17 protein-coding genes are annotated in these 17,234 nt (G+C 51.5%); 10 read left to right on the top strand and 7 right to left on the bottom strand.

Annotated elements, in window-relative coordinates:
- The first annotated feature begins 37 nt into the window (after positions 1 to 37).
- Positions 38 to 673, top strand: a complete 636-nt coding sequence (locus tag MKY82_RS24455) for an O-methyltransferase (RefSeq protein WP_113060359.1) — start codon at positions 38 to 40, stop codon at positions 671 to 673.
- Positions 674 to 873: 200 nt separating this feature from the next.
- Here the strand turns inward: MKY82_RS24455 and MKY82_RS24450 are convergent, their stop codons facing one another.
- Positions 874 to 2,085 carry an MFS transporter gene (locus MKY82_RS24450; RefSeq protein ID WP_098748046.1) on the bottom strand — a complete coding sequence of 404 codons (1,212 nt, stop codon included), beginning with the start codon at positions 2,083 to 2,085 and terminating at the stop codon, positions 874 to 876.
- Positions 2,086 to 2,322: 237 nt separating this feature from the next.
- On the opposite strand from MKY82_RS24450, the gene hemE reads away from it, so the two are divergent.
- The 7 genes from hemE to taeA all read left to right on the top strand — a co-directional run bounded on the left by hemE (position 2,323) and on the right by taeA (position 10,117).
- On the top strand, positions 2,323 to 3,381 hold the full coding sequence (hemE, locus tag MKY82_RS24445) for a uroporphyrinogen decarboxylase (protein ID WP_339294560.1): 1,059 nt from the start codon (positions 2,323 to 2,325) through the stop codon (positions 3,379 to 3,381).
- A 35-nt stretch (positions 3,382 to 3,416) separates the two neighbouring features.
- Positions 3,417 to 4,358, top strand: a complete 942-nt coding sequence (hemH, locus tag MKY82_RS24440; protein ID WP_194543898.1) for a ferrochelatase — start codon at positions 3,417 to 3,419, stop codon at positions 4,356 to 4,358.
- A gap of 142 nt (positions 4,359 to 4,500) precedes the next feature.
- Positions 4,501 to 5,826, top strand: coding sequence for a CapA family protein (locus tag MKY82_RS24435; protein WP_339294559.1), 1,326 nt, complete (start codon positions 4,501 to 4,503; stop codon positions 5,824 to 5,826).
- 33 nt (positions 5,827 to 5,859) lie between these two features.
- On the top strand, positions 5,860 to 6,633 hold the full coding sequence (locus tag MKY82_RS24430; RefSeq protein ID WP_194543896.1) for a glycerophosphodiester phosphodiesterase family protein: 774 nt from the start codon (positions 5,860 to 5,862) through the stop codon (positions 6,631 to 6,633).
- 4 nt (positions 6,634 to 6,637) lie between these two features.
- Positions 6,638 to 7,261, top strand: coding sequence for a fumarylacetoacetate hydrolase family protein (locus MKY82_RS24425; protein WP_339218842.1), 624 nt, complete (start codon positions 6,638 to 6,640; stop codon positions 7,259 to 7,261).
- 36 nt (positions 7,262 to 7,297) lie between these two features.
- Entirely contained in the window at positions 7,298 to 8,104 is an 807-nt protein-coding gene (locus tag MKY82_RS24420) for a DUF92 domain-containing protein (RefSeq protein ID WP_194543894.1), read from the top strand.
- A gap of 66 nt (positions 8,105 to 8,170) precedes the next feature.
- On the top strand, positions 8,171 to 10,117 hold the full coding sequence (taeA, locus tag MKY82_RS24415) for an ABC-F type ribosomal protection protein TaeA (RefSeq protein ID WP_339218839.1): 1,947 nt from the start codon (positions 8,171 to 8,173) through the stop codon (positions 10,115 to 10,117).
- Between the two features lie 177 nt (positions 10,118 to 10,294).
- Here the strand turns inward: taeA and MKY82_RS24410 are convergent, their stop codons facing one another.
- The 5 genes from MKY82_RS24410 to MKY82_RS24390 all read right to left on the bottom strand — a co-directional run bounded on the left by MKY82_RS24410 (position 10,295) and on the right by MKY82_RS24390 (position 14,216).
- Positions 10,295 to 11,329 carry a M42 family metallopeptidase gene (locus MKY82_RS24410; RefSeq protein ID WP_339294558.1) on the bottom strand — a complete coding sequence of 345 codons (1,035 nt, stop codon included), beginning with the start codon at positions 11,327 to 11,329 and terminating at the stop codon, positions 10,295 to 10,297.
- Positions 11,330 to 11,368: 39 nt separating this feature from the next.
- Positions 11,369 to 11,695, bottom strand: a complete 327-nt coding sequence (locus MKY82_RS24405) for a lipopolysaccharide assembly protein LapA domain-containing protein (RefSeq protein WP_100538498.1) — start codon at positions 11,693 to 11,695, stop codon at positions 11,369 to 11,371.
- A 108-nt stretch (positions 11,696 to 11,803) separates the two neighbouring features.
- Complete coding sequence (pepF, locus tag MKY82_RS24400) at positions 11,804 to 13,594, bottom strand: oligoendopeptidase F (protein WP_071223371.1); 1,791 nt, start codon at positions 13,592 to 13,594, stop codon at positions 11,804 to 11,806.
- 202 nt (positions 13,595 to 13,796) lie between these two features.
- A complete protein-coding gene (locus MKY82_RS24395) occupies positions 13,797 to 13,979 on the bottom strand; it encodes a hypothetical protein (protein ID WP_071223115.1) in 183 nt (60 codons plus the stop codon).
- Positions 13,980 to 13,982: 3 nt separating this feature from the next.
- Positions 13,983 to 14,216: a hypothetical protein gene (locus MKY82_RS24390; RefSeq protein WP_071223114.1), complete on the bottom strand. Its 234-nt coding sequence runs from the start codon at positions 14,214 to 14,216 to the stop codon at positions 13,983 to 13,985.
- 195 nt (positions 14,217 to 14,411) lie between these two features.
- Between MKY82_RS24390 and MKY82_RS24385 the strand changes: the two genes are divergently transcribed.
- Positions 14,412 to 14,609: a cold shock domain-containing protein gene (locus MKY82_RS24385; RefSeq protein WP_006211711.1), complete on the top strand. Its 198-nt coding sequence runs from the start codon at positions 14,412 to 14,414 to the stop codon at positions 14,607 to 14,609.
- A 92-nt stretch (positions 14,610 to 14,701) separates the two neighbouring features.
- On the opposite strand, the gene MKY82_RS24380 is transcribed toward MKY82_RS24385, so the two are convergent.
- Positions 14,702 to 15,892: an MFS transporter gene (locus MKY82_RS24380; RefSeq protein WP_339294557.1), complete on the bottom strand. Its 1,191-nt coding sequence runs from the start codon at positions 15,890 to 15,892 to the stop codon at positions 14,702 to 14,704.
- Positions 15,893 to 16,135: 243 nt separating this feature from the next.
- On the opposite strand from MKY82_RS24380, the gene MKY82_RS24375 reads away from it, so the two are divergent.
- Positions 16,136 to 17,218 (top strand): tetraprenyl-beta-curcumene synthase family protein, encoded by a 1,083-nt coding sequence (locus MKY82_RS24375; protein WP_233355033.1) that lies wholly within the window; start codon positions 16,136 to 16,138, stop codon positions 17,216 to 17,218.
- The last annotated feature ends 16 nt before the right edge of the window (positions 17,219 to 17,234 follow it).

The raw sequence follows: 17,234 nt of genomic DNA, 5'->3' as shown, positions 1-17,234 counted from the left end.
ACAACGTTTCTTAATTAAGACAAAGGAGGCGGCTTCATTGCTTACGACCCCTGATGATTATGTTAACCAATTATACCCTGAAGATGAAGAGCTTCAGTTCGTGATAGAGGCCATTCGCGAGCATGGGATGCCGGAGGTGTCGGTGGCACCGGCATATGGCCGATTGCTGACCATGCTGGTACAGACAGCCGGCGCCAGGAATATTCTCGAAATCGGCGCCCTTGGCGGCTATAGCGGGATCTGTCTATGCCGTGGGCTTCCTGCGGACGGCAAGCTCACCTCCCTTGAGCTTAAGGAAGAATACGCGCAACTAGCAGGCAGGCATCTGGAGAAGGCCGGATTCAAGGATCGGGTGGAGTACCGGATCGGTCCGGCTGCGGACAGTTTGGCAGCGTTGAAGCAGGAAGGACGAACCTTCGATTTTTTCTTTATTGATGCGGATAAGGAGAACTATCCCCTATACTTGGATTATGCTTTGGAGCTAGCGAATCCGGGTGCCCTTATTGCCGGGGATAACTGTTTCTTGCGCGGCAGAACGCTGAACTCGGACAAGAACGGTCCTTCGGTTCAAGCGGTACGCCGGTTTAATGAAGTCATTGCGACGGACAAGAGGCTGGTCAGCACGCTGCTGCCTGCTTATGACGGGCTGATCCTTGCTCGCGTTAAAGGATGAATCAACCAATAGCGAGCTGTGCTGGACGATAAGATAACCATTGGCAGGAGTGCAGCCATTGGGCTGTCGACTGGAAGTCAGATTTGGGCGAGTGGTATGAATAACAGAACAAGGGGCTGTCCTCGGGTCGATGCAGACCACGGGACAGCCCCTTGTTGTTTGGAGACAAGCTCAAGCTATAGATGACAGACTCCGGGGGATCAACGATATTTGGGCGAAGGCTTTTGCGAGAACAGCTTTCTTCTCACCCACATCATATTGATGATCAACAGACAGCCGGAAGTAATAAACAATCCTTCGATGCCGATGAAGCCGGATAAGAATCCGCCGATCACCGCCCCCAGCATGTTGCCAAGCGCTAGCGAGCTTGTATTGAAGCCGAAGGAGCGGCTTTCCATGCCGTCCGGCGTGTAAGAGCGAATCAGCGCGTTGACACTTGGCAGCAGCCCGCCCATGAAGACGCCCATCATGAACCGTACGATAATCAACTGCCATACCGATTGAACAAAAGCTTGCGGGATCAGCGTAAGTCCCGTACCGATCAAGGCGTAGGTCAAGATGCGGTGCGCGCCGACCTTGTCGCTGAGCTTGCCGAGAATCGGGGAAGCGATCATGTTCGACAGCCCCGTTACCGCCACAACGAACCCGGCCCATATCGCAATATCCACCGCGGTTCCATGTAGCTTCTGAACGTACAGCGGAAGCAGCGCCATGGGACTGATCATGGCGAATTGCAGCAGGAACGTGACGGCGAATAACGCCGGCAGCTGCGGAATGTGGCTCAGCTCCTTGAGCCCGGCTATAACCGAAGGCTGCGGCGCCTTGGCCGCCTGCTCGCGGTTGAAATTTTCCTTGACGAGGAACAAGGCAAGCATCGAAGCGGCAAAAATCAATCCGCCCGTGATATAGAAGATTGGCCGGAATCCGACCCAGCTTGCCATGAGTCCGCCGATCAACGGACCAAGAATCGTGCCTGCAACTTGTCCGGACTGCATGATGCCCATCGCAAATCCCATTCGATTCTTGGGCGTTGTACCCGATACGAGCGATATCGCCGCAGGGTTAAATCCCGATATGGTACCGTTCAGCAGACGCAGAACCAGCAGATGCCATGGATGGGTAGCAAAGCCCATGCACGCAATGACCAGCGCCATGCCGAAGCCGGAGCGCAGCAGCATGATTTTGCGTCCGTATTTGTCTGCGACCTTTCCCCAGATCGGTTGAAAAATGAATGATGTCAGGAAGTTGGCAGCGAATATTAATCCTGCCCATAGTCCTATTTCCCGATCTCCCACGACATTCAGGTCTTGCGCCAGATATAACGTCAGGAACGGGGTGATCATGGTCATCCCGGAGTTGACCAAAAACTGTCCGAACCAAAGCACAATGAGATTGATTTTCCAATTGGTCAATGTGCCCTTCACTTCCTTTCTAAGCTGTCGAGCCCGAAATAACCGGGCGAATTGTGGAACTATCCTAAAAATGCCGTTCTTCCAGTATAACATATTTAAAAAGTGCCAAATGCTAACAATGTCATAAGATTGTCATGCGATTTTCATAGGATGTCCATGTAAGACGGTTGTTACTTACTTTTAAAAAGGGCATAATGAAATTTAGGAAACTTTATACACATTGATGGGGGCCTAATCATGACCTATAACGATCAATTCATTCGCGCTTGCCGCAAGCAGGAAGTGAACCACGTTCCTGTATGGTATATGCGTCAAGCGGGACGCTACGACCCGGAGTACCGAAAGATTAAAGAAAAGTACTCCTTACTGGAAATATGCAGTCAACCGGAGCTGGCGGCAGAGGTAACCTTGATGCCCGTACGGAAGCTTGGTGTGGACGCGGCTATTTTATATTCCGATATTATGAATCCCGTTGCCTCGATCGGGGTAGACTTCGATATTGTGAAAAATATCGGCCCGGTGATTGATAATCCGATCCGATCTGCGGCGGATGTAGAGAAACTGCGCCCGATCGATGTCGAGGGGGATCTTGGACATGTCCTGGAGACCATCCGGATCCTGGATAAGGAGCTGGAAGTGCCGCTAATCACATTTGCGGGCGCTCCGTTCACGATTGCCAGCTATCTCATCGAAGGTAGACCATCCAAAAATTATCTTCGCACGAAAGAACTCATGTACAGTGAGCCGAAGGTATGGTTCTCGCTGATGGACAAGCTCGGGGATATGGTGATCGCTTATCTGCGCGCCCACGTCACTAACGGCGGGAAAGCGTTTCAATTGTTTGACAGCTGGGTGGGGGCTTTGTCTCCACAGGATTTCCAAACGTATGTCCTTCCAACCATTAAGCGTATTTTTGCAGAGCTTCAGGACCTGAGTGTTCCGAAAATTTATTTTCCAGGCGTGAGCTCAGGTGAGCTGCTGCCTACGCTTACCGATCTGAGAACGGATGTCATCGGTCTCGATTGGAGAGTGTCCATTGCAGAAGGACGCCGCCGTTTAGAGCATAAGTATGCTGTTCAGGGCAATCTGGACCCGACCGTACTGACCGGACCGATGCCGGTCATCCAGCAGTATGCGAAAGAGATTATCGATCAGGGGATTCAGGAGCCCGGCTTTGTGTTTAATCTAGGGCACGGTTTATTCCCGGAGGCTTCGCTGGAGAAACTTCGTGAGTTGACATCGTATATTCACGAATACTCCGCTCAGGCACTGCAGGCAGGTGCACAACACTCTTAAATGTTGAATATTTTATTAGTCAGAGGTGAGATGGTATGAAGAACAAGATTGGCGTGTTGGTTATGTCCTACGGCACACCGGAGAGCATGGAAGGAATCGAGAGTTATTATACCCATATCCGTCGCGGGAATAAGCCGTCGGAGGAGCAACTTAAGGAGCTTACTGACCGCTATGAGGCGATTGTGGGAGGTGTGTTTCCACTCCGGGAGAATACGGACCGACAGGTACGCACGCTGCAGGATACATTGAATGCGGATCCTCGCGCGATCGATCTTGAGTTTGTATGCTATCAGGGACTGAAGCACGCTGCCCCATACATCGAAGATGGCGTTGAGCAGATGGTGCGGGACGGCATTAAGGAAGCGGTCGGCATTGTGCTGGCTCCTCATTACTCCACGATGAGCATCGGATCCTACGTGAAGCGCGCTCAAGCCAAAGCGGATGAGTTGGGACTTCAGATCTCGTTTGTTGAAAGCTATCACATGCATCCGAAACTGATCGAGGCCTTTGCGGACCGGGTGTCCGCCAAGCTGAACCAGTTCGAGGAAGCAGGGGCTGACCGTGACAGCGTGAGAGTGCTGTTTAGTGCTCACAGCCTCCCGGAACGCATCTTGTCCATCGGAGATCCTTATCAGGATCAGCTCCTTGAGACATCCAAAGCCGTAGCCGAACAGGCAGGCGTCAAGCAGTGGCAGTTCACATGGCAAAGTGCTGGCCGGACGGCGGAGCCTTGGCTCGGTCCGGACATACTGGATACGCTGCAAACGCTGAATAAAGAAGAGCAGGTCGAGGATGTGCTGGTTGCGCCGGTCGGTTTTGTCTCGGATCATCTTGAGGTTCTGTACGATCTGGATATTGAAGCCAAAAGCATTGCCAAGGAAATGGATATGCGGCTTGAGCGCATCGACTCCTTGAACAGCGATCCGCTATACATGGAAGCGCTCAGCGATTCCGTGATCACCTTGATCGGTCTGTAAATCCGTTATTACCGGAAATTCGAATAGAATGCTTAGATATGGAACTCCCCGGTGACGGGGGGTTCTATTCTTTATAGGGAAGCTGGTATAATGGGTTGAGCGACTTATTACGCGAGCTTATAAGTGAATAAAGGAGTGACCTATGCATCTGTCACGATCAGAGAAGAGCAAGGCCGAGAAGAAGGCCCGTAAGCAGCGAACCGGTCAGGTTTGGATCATACTTAACTTATGTCTGATCATTATGATCGCTGCTTTGCTTGTCTATCATTTTAAATTTAAGGAAGATCCTGTTCAGCAAACGGCTTATCCGCCCGGTATGCCGGAGTTTGGCATGGAAGGGGAGCAGGAGGGTAACCCGGGTTCCAGACAACCAGCTGACGGCGAGGGGACGGATTCGATGCCTCCGAAGACGACAGAGACGACGGAGACCGGCGAGCCCCCAGATTCCGATATGACCGAGCCTGAAGGCAGCGCAGCAGATGATCCTGGCGATTCCGCTCTCGCCAAGCGGGTGGTCATGCATTTTGCCGGGGATACCTTGTTCTCGGGCAAAGTGGAGGATGCGCTGAAGAATCACGGGTACGATTATCCGTACAAGCATCTGGGTACTGCATTCCATGAGGATGATCTGACCGTACTTAATCTGGAAACGCCGGTTACGACCGGAGGTGTTGGCGCCGCCAATAAGAAATTTGTATTCAAATCCTCACCGGACGTATTGCCGGCTCTGCGAGATGCCGGGGTAGAGGCCGTTAATCTGGCTAACAATCATATCCTAGATCAAGGACAAGAAGGACTTCTGGATACCTTGAAGCATTTAAAGGATCATGATATCCGTTATGTAGGCGCAGGACGGAATGAGAAGGAGGCCTTCGCGGCCCAGTATTTCGAGCTTCAGGGCATGACGGTTGCCTTGCTTGGATTCAGCCGTGTGCTTCCGGAGACGACGTGGTACGCGCTGGAGAACAGGCCGGGGGTGGCCGGGGCATATGACCATGTGCTGCCCAAGGCGGTTGAAGCGATCAACGCGGCGCGTTCCAAGGCCGATCTGGTGGTCGTGGTTGCCCATTGGGGAGAGGAGCTTCATAAAACGCCAAATGTTCACCAGATTAATCTGTCACGTGCGTTTATTGACGGTGGAGCCGACCTGATTATCGGCGGGCATCCCCATGTGCTGCAGGGATTGGAGCAGTACAAAGGCAAGTGGATTGCTTACAGTACCGGTAATTTCATATTTACCAAATCCTCGAATGAAGATACGTGGAAAACTGCCGTATTCCAGGCATCATGCAGTAAGCAAGGAGAATGTGACTTGAAGCTGACGCCTTACCGTACGGAGATCGGACAGGTCATCCCGCTCGAAGGCAAAGAAGCTGAGGCCTTGCTGAAAGAGGTGGAGAAGCGATCTGTCGGCGGCGTAAAAATAGCGCTCGATGGTAAAGTTATCGCTGGCAAGGCAGTGGAATAATTCTTTAAATCCTTACATCAAGGAGGTCCCACCATGAACAATTTATGTGTGGCTCACCGGGGGTTCTCCGGTAAAGCACCTGAAAATACGCGCGCAGCCATTCAGATGGCGATGGATGAGCCCTTCGTGCATTGGATGGAAATTGATGTGCAATTGACTCAGGACGGGGTGCCTGTCGTGATACATGACTATAGTGTGGACCGTACCACGACCGGGAAAGGCAAGGTGAAGGATCTGACCTGGCAGCAAATTCGGAGGATGGACGCCGGAGAATGGAAGGGACGCCAATTCAGGGGAGAGCAGGTTCCTTCGCTGGATGAGGTTTTGCAGCTTGTCAAAGGACGATTGAAACTTAATATCGAACTTAAAACGAGCGGCGACATGTATCCCGGCCTGGAGAAAGCCGTTCTGGAGCGGATTCATGCCCACCGGATGCTGCCGGACGTGGTGCTTACTTCTTTTGAGCCAAAAGCCTTGATGAAGGCCAAGGAATTGGAACCTAACGTAAAAACCGGACTTATTATCGATGCGCATCCCCGCAATTTGTTGGCGCGCTTGAAGCAAATGAAATGTTCCTTTTTATCGATCGGCTATTCCCACCTGGATGCGGCCTTTGCGTCCGATCTGGTGAAGAACGGCATTACGCCCATGGCCTGGACGGTGGATGATGCGAAGAGCATGAGATCGCTCGCCCGAATGAATCCCGCCATCATGATCTGTACGAACCGCCCCGATACATGGGGGCAGATTTTTATCCATAAAATTGCACCCAAAGTTCCATTCTGGCGAAGAAAATGGAGGTTTTAATGTTATGTGTGCCCTAGTGAATAACGTTTATTGTGTAGGTCGTAATTATCAATTGCATGCGGCGGAGCTCGGCAATGCGGTGCCGGAAGAGCCGATGATTTTCCTTAAACCCTCGCATGCCGTCGTTCCATTGGATGGCAGCGTGCTGAAGCTGCCGATGGACCGCGGCAGTCTTCATTTTGAAGGCGAGCTTGTTATCCAGCTTGCGGAGGATTACGCGCCAGGCAAGACCGTTGACGAGCTTGTAAAAACGATGGCCCTTGGCATCGACTTCACGCTGCGTGACGTACAGTCGGTCATTAAAGAGAAGGGACATCCTTGGACGGCGGCAAAAGCGTTTAAATCTTCCGCACCGCTTACGCCATCCATTGCGTTTCCCGGGACCGCGAAGCTGGGCGATATCGATTTTACCGTAAGGAAGAACGGCGAAGAGGTGCAGCGCGGGAATGCGAAGGATATGATCTTCTCCCTTCAGCACATCATCGATTACATCGGCGAGCATTATGGCCTTGGCCAAGGTGATTTAATCTTCACGGGTACACCGGCTGGTGTAGGACCGACGGAATCTGGCGACGTGTTCGAATTGTTCTGGGGAGATGACCGTCTGGGCCGCTGCGAAATCGGGTAAACGGATATATGCTTTAACACATGGGAGGGGTCACAGATGGATTGGCTGATCGGAGCGGCAGGCGCTTTTATCGTGGCAGGAGCCGCTTACAGGAAACGATCACTATCGGAATCCGGAGCCGCAGCCGCTATTCTGATGGGTACCATATATTACGGAGCAGGGAACGTGTTTTGGTTCGGAACCCTGCTTCTTTTTTTCATTACATCCACACTGCTATCCCGGTACGGGAAACAGCGGAAGGCAGACCTGGAGAAATCCTATGCCAAGACAGGCCGGCGGGATGCGGGTCAGGTCTTCGCCAATGGCGGCATCGGCATGGTGCTGTGTCTGTTAAACGTATGGATTCAATCCGATCTGTGGGTATTCCTGTTTATAGGCGTAATGGCTACGGTAACGGCGGATACCTGGGCCACGGAGTTAGGCAGCCTTAGCCGGAAGCCCCCGCGTTCCGTGCTGAATGGCAAGGTGCTGACCGCCGGGGAATCCGGCGGCGTGTCCTGGGTCGGCTCCACGGCTGCAGCGGCAGGGAGTTTACTGATTGGGGCAGGCGGATGGCTGCTTGCCGGATGGAGCGGCATGGATGCAGAGCTATTGCCGTATGTCCTGGCAGCCCTCGCCGGCGGATTGGTTGGAGCTTTCGCCGATTCGTACCTCGGAGCGACATTACAAGTGATGTATCGCTGCCGTGTGTGCGGCAAATCGGTGGAAGTGTCGCATCATTGTGGTGAAGATACCGTGCGTACGCGCGGCGCTTCGTGGATGTCCAACGATGCAGTCAATCTGGTCAGTTCGCTTCTCGGCGGAGCGGCAGCTTATGGGATTGCCGTGCTGATTGCGTTATAATGTATCCATCTTACCGATGAAACAAACGTTCAACGAAATCTATAGATGTAAGTAGGGATCATAACAATGAATATTTTGACCGTCGAACAGGTAACAAAAAGCTATGGAGACAAAATTCTGTTTCAAGATGCATCCTTCGGAATGGAGGATCAGGATAAAATCGGCATTATCGGCGTGAATGGCACGGGGAAATCCACATTTCTGCGGGTCATCGCGGGGCTCGAACCGCCCGACTCCGGTAAAATATCGATGGGCAATCGCATCCGGGTTCGTTACCTGGCGCAGAATCCGGAGTTTGATCCGGACAAAACCGTCCTGCAGCAGGTGTTTGAGGGCGATCTTCCGGAGATGAAGGCAGTGCGGGAATATACTGAAACGATGGAGCTGCTGGAGCTGCATCCAAGTCATGAGGAGCTGCAGCAGAAACTGCTGAAGCTCAATCAGACGCTGGATACGCTGCAGGCATGGCAGCTTGAAAGCGATGCGAAAACCATCCTGTCCAAGCTGGGGATTCGGAATTATGAAGCGAAGATGGGGACGCTGTCAGGCGGCCAGCGTAAGCGGGTGGCATTAGCCGCCGCTTTGATTCAACCTTCCGATTTGCTCATTTTGGACGAGCCGACCAACCACATAGACAATGAATCCGTTGCCTGGCTGGAGCAGTATTTGCAGAAGCGCCGCGGCGCACTGCTCATGATTACGCATGACCGGTATTTTCTGGACCGGGTAGCCAATGTTATGCTGGAGCTGGATCACGGACGGCTGTTTCGATATGAGGCGAATTACAGCCGTTTTCTGGAGCTGAAGGCAGAACGCGAGGAGCGTGAAGCCGCTTCCGAGCAAAAGCGCCAAAATTTGCTGCGGAGCGAGCTTGCCTGGATCCGAAGAGGGGCCAAGGCCCGCACGACCAAGCAGAAGGCGAGGATAGAACGCTTCGAGAAACTCAAGGATCAGGAGATGGTACACAGCTCCGGTGAACTGGACGTTTCGGTCGCTTCCACCCGCTTGGGACGCAAAATTCTGGAGATTGAAGGTCTCTGGATGAAGATCGACGACAAAACGTTAATTCAGGACCTTTCTTATATCGCTGTTCCCGAGGATCGGATAGGTATCGTAGGCCCGAACGGCAGCGGCAAATCCACGCTGCTCAATCTGATTGCCGGGCGGATTCAGCCGAGTGGCGGGGAAGTCGTGCTCGGACCGACGGTCAAGCTCGGTTATTTCACGCAGGAGCATCAGGAGATGGACGGCAGTCAGCGCGTGATTGAGTATATCAAGGATGAGGCCGAGGTTGTCCGTACGGCGGACGGTTCGGCGATTACCGCAGCCCAGATGCTGGAACGCTTCCTGTTTCCGCCCGCGCTGCAGTGGACGCCGATTGCGAAGCTGTCCGGAGGCGAGAAGCGCCGCTTGTATCTGCTGCGGGTGCTGATGAGCGCACCGAATGTGCTGCTGCTCGATGAACCAACCAATGATTTGGATATCCAGACATTGTCCGTTCTGGAGCAGTATTTAGATGAGTTCCCGGGCGTCTGTATCGTGGTATCCCATGATCGCTTTTTCCTGGATCGAACGGTGGACAAGATTATGGCCTTTGAGGGCGACGGTCAGATTCGTGTCCATGTCGGCTCTTACAGCGAATATGCGGAATGGATGCAGCGTCACGGCGGTGAAGCTTCCGGGAGCAAGGCGGAAGCATCCATAGCCAAATCTGCTTCGGGGAGCAGTGATGGCAGGGACAGCGATTCAGCTAAAGAAGCGCCGCGTGAGCGCTTGAAATTCAGTTACAAAGAACAACGGGAGTTTGAGCAGATTGATGGGCTCATCGAGGATACCGAGAGCAAGCTCGCTTCGATTCAATCCGAGATGGAGACCGCCGGCAGCGACGCAGCCAGGCTTCAGGAGCTGATGAAGGCTCAGGAGGAAACGGAGCGTGAGCTGGAGCATCTGATGGAGCGCTGGACCTATCTGAACGAGCTCGCGGAGAAGATTGAACAGAGCAAGAAATCGTAAGGATTCACACGATCCATAAATAAAGGGGCGTCCCCAGGCATAATGCCTTGGCGGGACGCCCCTTTGTTAGTATAAGGCCAGCGTGGCTGAACCATTTTGATCATACAGCAACAACATCTTCTAAAGAGAGGATGTTTTTTTGTGAAAGTACGCGAACAGACGTTGTTTATAAAATGATCAACTGACGTAGGCCGCCAGCAGCTTTACGGTGTTAAGAACGGCTTGTTTATGCGTTCTTTCCATGGCATGGGATGCATGGACGCCCGGACCGATCAGCGCGGCCTTGATGTTGCTGCCCGCGGAAAGTGCTGCAGAAGCGTCAGAGCCGTAATGAGGGTAGATATCCACCGCATACGCAATGCCTTCGCTTTCGGCCAGCTGGATCAAACGGCTGGTCATGTCATAGTCATAGGGACCGGATGAATCCTTCGCGCAGATGGATACATCGGTTTCCTTGCAGCTTAGGTCATCGCCGATGCAGCCCATATCGACCGCAATCATCTCATTGATGTCGGCAGGAATGTAAGCCGCGCCATGTCCCACTTCTTCATAGTTCGAAATGAGAAGCTTTACATTATGTTTAGGTTTCCAGTTATCCCGCTTCATGCTTTCGAGCAAGCCGAAGAGGGCAACGACGCTGGCTTTGTCATCCAGATGGCGCGATTTGATGTAACCGCTTGGCGTAATGACCGCACGGGCATCAAAGGAAACAAAATCTCCAACCCCGATGCCGAGTTTCTTCACATCATCGGCCGACTCCACCATTTCGTCGATCCGGACCTCCATATGGGCTTCCTGGCGCTTGAAATCGCGTGCATCGCTGTATACGTGGACGGAAGGATGCGTGGACAGGATCGTGCCCGTATATTTCTTGCCGCTGCGGGTATGGATGATGCAGTATTCATTCTCAATGCTGTTCATCATGTATCCGCCAACGGAGGTAAGACGGAGCGTGCCCTCTGATTTCACGGCACGAACCATCGCGCCAAGCGTGTCCACATGGGCGCTCAGACCAACCGTACGGCTGCCGTCTTGTCCGGGAACGGACAGAATGGCGCCGCCTTTTTCATTCCATTCGAGCGAAACATCAAGCGTTGCGGCTTCCTGTTCGATCCGCTTCATGATGTCATGGGTATATCCGGTTGGGCTCGGTGTATCGAGCAGTTCTTTTAGCAGGTTCAGCACATAAGTTTCATTCGGTTGTATCGCCACTAATTGTTCAGCCTCCTTGGTTCAATCGAACAGCCTTCCCTATTCAGCGGGGGCGTCCTTCTGTTCTTTCTTGCTTTCCTCTTCCGCAGCTTGTACTTCAGGGGTGTATCCCGTTACTTCACGGATATGTATAAGTTGCTCGGCTAACGAACGGATCTCCTTCTGCATTTGATATTGACGGTAAATGCCGAACGTGCCGACAATGAGTCCCCCGATCAGCGAGCACCCGATAATCAGCAGAATCAGCGGTACATTGACTGTGCCGAATAATAGATTCACTGCGACCGGATTGACATTAATGACGGCGAATACAGCCGTAATCAGGGCAAACAATAAGGCTGCGATTAGCGACCATTGAATTTTCATGGGGAACACCTCCTTCCTCCAAACAGTATAAAATCCCTTGCCTGTAAAGGGCAAGGGATTTTATTCCACTGGTCAATTGAGATACGCTCATACTGCCATAGCGGCTGTTTATTTCGTCAATTGCTCCATTTGGCTGATGATGTCTTCAAACACGCTCATCGCTTCACGAATCGGCTCCGGTGAGGACATATCCACGCCGGCCTTCTTGAGGATGTTAATGGAGTAATCGCTGCCGCCGCTCTTCAGGAAGCCGAGGTAACGGTCAACGGCAGGCTGGCCTTCCTCAAGGATTTGCTTGGAGAAGCTGGTCGCGGCCGAGAAGCCGGTCGCATATTTGTAAACATAGAAGCTGTTGTAGAAATGGGGAATTCGCGCCCATTCCATTCCGATCTCCTTGTCTACCTGCATGCCTTTACCGTGATATTTCACGTTCAGCTCATAATAGATGTCGGATAGATCCTGAGGAGTAAGGGATTCGCCGCCTTCCGCGCGTTCGTGCACAATCTTCTCGAACTCGGCAAACATCGTTTGACGGAATACCGTGGTCCGGAATTGATCGGCATAGTAGGTGAGCAGGTACATTTTCTGCTTCGGATCCTTGGCGTTTTTCAGCAGGTAATCCATCAGCAACGCTTCGTTCGTTGTAGATGCCACTTCAGCCAGGAAGATGGTGTACTGGGCGTCACGGTATTTCAGAGCGTTGTCGGAATAGTAAGAGTGAAGCGCATGACCCATCTCATGTGCAAGGGTAAACATGCTGTTCAGGTTATCTTTATGGTTCAGCAGCACATATGGGTGGGTGCCGTAAGCGCCCCAGCTGTATGCGCCAGTCCGTTTGTTCTCATTCTCATATACATCGATCCAGCCGTTGTCATATCCCGCCTGCAAGCTGCTCAGATAATCTTCACCAAGCGGCGTCAGGCCTTCTTTGGTCATTTGCTTCGCTTCTTCGTAAGTGATATCCCACTTATACTCTTCTACGAGCGGTGCGAACAAATCGTACATGTGAAGCTCATCCACGCCCAGCAGCTTCTTGCGGAGCTCCATGTAGCGGTGGAGGAGCGGCAGGCTCTCGTGAATGGTATCGATCAGGTTGGTGTAGACTTCCTTCGGAATGTTATCGCCATAGAGCGCCATTTCCAGAACGGAAGGGTACTTGCGCACGCGGGAATAGAAAATATTTTTGTTTACATTGGCATTCAGCGTAGCCGCAATCGTGTTCTTCTGCTTGCCATAGGTTTCGTACACGGCTTTGAAAGCACGCTCGCGAACTTCGCGGTTCGGACTTTCCAGGAATTGAATATAGTTGCCGTGCGTGAGCTCGACTTCCTTGCCGTCCTCGTTTTTGATTTTCGGGAATTTCATATCCGCATTGTTCAGCATGCCGAAAATGGTCTGCGGCGCAGAGGAGAGGTTGCCGACCTGAGCCAGCAGCGCTTCTTCGGTCTTGGACAGAACATGAGCCTTCTCCCGTTTCATTTCGGACAGCGTAAACTTGAATTCCTTGAGGGTAGGGTCTTCAATCAGTTTGTCAAGCTCCGTTTCGGACAAGGACAGAATTTCCGGCGTGATGAAGGAGAGGGCTTCTCCGGCTTCGACATTCAATTTTTTGGCTTTGGCAGATAACGCCTGATATGTAGGGTTTGCTGTATCCTCATCATGATGCATGTGCGCATATACGTATAAACGTTCGGCATGATATGAGATTTCGTCCTCAAGCTCGAAGCATTCCTTAATGGAAGCCGCGTTGGTTAACTTGCCTTGATAATCGGCTGTGCGTTTCAGAAGATTCTTCAGCTCCGCATAGCTCGCATCCCATGCCTTCTGGTCAGCGAATAAATCTTCAAGCTTCCATTGATGCTCTTTAGGGACATCAGCGCGTTTTAACAATTGTTCCATGGAAATCCTCCTTGAATGATAGGTATTAGTTGGAGTCCGGGTTCCTTCAGATAAGACTTCGTTGCGGGCAGTCGATAGAGCGATCAGGCTGATTGCAATCGTAATGCAGAGCACCTTGGCGCCTCTCATGGCATCATACCTCCTCGAATTGAAGCATCCGAGCGATAGTATGCCGCGTACCCGCCACTTTCATCCTATAAATTTACGAGGAACCCAGATTCAAGAAACTGTATACAATAAGGTAAAAGGCAAACAAGATGAAGGCGACGGCAATCAGGGCCATCCCCTTCCTCAGTCCCGGCGGTATCTTATCCCGGTACATGATCATGATGGCACCGAGACTGAACGCGAGAATAATGAAGATGACAATATTCGTATAATCCATTCGTTACACCTGCTTAAAAGCAGCCATCATTTCTCTCCACTCATCTTCCCGGCCTTCAAAATCTGCTTTGGGAAAACGGTTTTGAGCCCAGTGCATCAAGGCTGGACGACTCAGAAAGGTATGGGTCTCTTCACCCCACTGGTCAGAAATTTCGCGGAGAACGATGTACCGGCCCTGAACTTCAACCGTCATCATGTTCCACTTGTCTTTTTTGTATATTTCATGTTTTTTGATCATATGCATTCTCCGTTTGCTACTTAGGCTTTTGGGTAAATGATAACGCACAGGCGGGCGTAAAAGCAAATAATCTTCTGTTAAATAGTGGCTCAAAAAAAGCCCCTTAGGGCGAATTGACGGATTGCATTGTCAGAAAACATGGGATATAATATGGATATTCGCCATAGATGGCGGTATTTTTAGGAGGTTGTTCATTTGAAAGGTACAGTTAAATGGTTTAACGCAGAAAAAGGTTACGGCTTCATTTCCGTTGAAGGTGGCGAGGATGTATTCGTACACTTCTCCGCAATTCAAGAAGAAGGCTTCAAGAGTTTGGAAGAAGGTCAAGCGGTTGAGTTCGACATCACTGAAGGTAACCGTGGTCCTCAAGCAGCCAACGTAACAAAACTGTAAGTTAGCTCCCAATTCGGAGATCTTATAGAATTACCAAGGCATGAAGCACAGTTCTCGGTTAAGAGAACTGTGCTTTTTTGTATTTCAATGGGTCAAGCGCTGATTCCGCCGACATTCATATCCTCCGGCTTGGCAAAAAGGTGCCGGTAAAGAAAACCGAGACCGGCGATAAAGGCCAGGAGGGCTGCGAGCTGGTAAAAGGCCGGTCTTCCCGCCGCTTCGAACAGCAGACCGCCGAAGGCTCCGCTGAGAAGTCCTGAAACGCTTGACCAGAAGATAATGAATAGAGCCATGCCGGTCGCGCGGTACTGCCAAGGAATGATCCTTGTAATATAGCGGACCGCGGTTACATAGAACACGCCGAAGGTAATGCTGTGAAGCGATTGAACCGCAAGCACGGACAACGGGTCAGCCGCAAGGGCCATGAGCAGAAAACGGAGCGCGAACATCAGGCTTGCAAAAGTCAGCAGAGGCAGCTCCTTCATCTTGTCGCCATACTTGCTCAGGAGGAAGAAAATCGGGATCTCGCTGGCAGCCGAGACCATCAAGGACCAGCCGATGAGTCCTTCACCCGCTCCCAGCTCGGATAAGGTAAGCGTAAGAAAGGCTTCATTCATCCGGTGGGCGATGGCAAGACAGAAGGTGCAGCCGAAGAACCACAATATTTCTTTGGAACGCAATATTTTGAGAAGGGCTGCCAGCTCGACAGGCTCCGACTTGGCAGCAACTCCGTCGCGGAGAAGAAACGAGCAGAGCAGCGTGAACACGCCGATGCCGATGCCGATAGCCAATGTGGCCGGCGCACCCGCGGCACTGATGGCATATCCGATGGCAAGCGCGAAGAACGCGTAGCCGAGTGAGCCGAATACGCGAATAACGGTAAAGCTGCGTCCGTACCTCTGTGCCGTTTGGATGGCCATCGTATCCGCCAGGGGATAGACCGGGTAGTAGAAAAAATAAAATAAACTGATTGTGATTAACACTACGCCGAAGCTTGCAACCTGCCATAAAACAAGCATCGTGACAAGCTGTCCGATAATGAGAATGTTCATGATGCGTTTGATGGTCCGGTATTTGTCACTGGTGTAACTCCAAATCATATTGGAGAACATGGATATAAGCGGGCCGATGGCATACAGATAACCGATCTGCGCGCTGCTGAAGCCGATTTCTTTGAAATATAGCGGAAAATAGGAAATGACAAGGGCTGTCGTGCCAAATATCGTAAACATAAAGGCGCGCAGCCAGTTCTGATCCGGTCTGGGCGTAGCGGGAAGTTTCATGCTGGGGATCTCCGTTCTTTTCACGAACCCGGCGTAGCTAACGTTATTCGTGAGGTTCATGGTCTGTTATTCAGCTCCGACTAGTATATAACATATCGCAGAATGGAGATAGATGGATTATAAGATGCGTTTACTGCCATAGGTCGTCAATGATTTGTGTTATTTGTGCAAAATGAACGATCATATTATAATAGGTTTGATTTGGATAGGTATAAAAAGACAACCATGTGGAGGCAGAGTTCATTGAATAATCAAGAGCTAAGCCGTAAGGTTCCGCGCAGTCCGGTCGGGCTGATGAGCCGGGTGTACAAATTCATACTCCCGGAAGTGCGAATCGAATTGGAGAAGTGGCGCCGGGAGGCTGAGCAAATTCCGGATGAGGAGCTACAAAAGCAGGCACTGGCCAGTATAGATACCAAAAGATTTCACTGCCAGGGCGGCGCGGTGTATGCCGCAGCCAATCTGCCGGAGAAGCATATTCTCATTCCATTGATTGTAGCTTACCAGACAATTAGCGATTATCTCGATAATTTATGTGACCGTAGTACTTCGCTGGACCCAGCGGATTTCAGACAGCTCCATCAGTCGATGCTGGATGCCGTTTCGCCTGAGACTGAGCCGGCCGATTATTACGCCCTCCGGACCGAAAGGGAGGATGGAGGTTACCTTCTCCGTCTTGTGCAGAAATGCCGGGATTGTATCGGTCAATTATCAGGATATGAAGCGGCAAAGCCCTACATAAGGGATTTGGCTGGGCTGTATACCGATTTGCAGGTATACAAGCACATCCATCCGGATAAGAGGGAAGCGGCATTGCTTGAATGGTGGTCCCAGCATGCCCACCGGACACCGCATCTGCGGTGGAACGAGTTTGCGGCAGCAACGGGATCAACCTTGGGCGTGTTCATGCTATTCTTGGCTGCAACCGATCCGTTTCTGGATGACGAGGATGCTTCGTCCATTCATGCGTCTTATTTTCCGAATGTATGCAGTCTCCACATTATGCTGGATTATCTTATTGATCAAGACGAAGACAGGCTGGGCGGCGATCTGAACTTTTGTAATTATTACGAAGATGCCGATACGATGCTGAACCGGATAGCTTCCATTGTTGAGTGGGCCCGGAAAGATGTCAGAACAATTCCCTCGACCCCTTTTCATCGTATGATCATTGAGGGGTTACTGGCGTTATATTTATCCGATCCAAAAGTCAGCGAGCAGCAACTGGTTCGCTCTGTATCCAAGCGTTTGATGAAGAAGAGTCCGATGACCCGGATTTTTTTCTACGTCAACAGCCGATGGATTCGCAAGCATAAGCATGAGTGACATTGAAGGAGGAAAA

Source organism: Paenibacillus sp. FSL W7-1279, from assembly GCF_037969845.1.
In the GTDB taxonomy this organism is placed as follows: domain Bacteria; phylum Bacillota; class Bacilli; order Paenibacillales; family Paenibacillaceae; genus Paenibacillus_AQ.
This window is presented reverse-complemented; position numbering and strand designations above follow the sequence as displayed.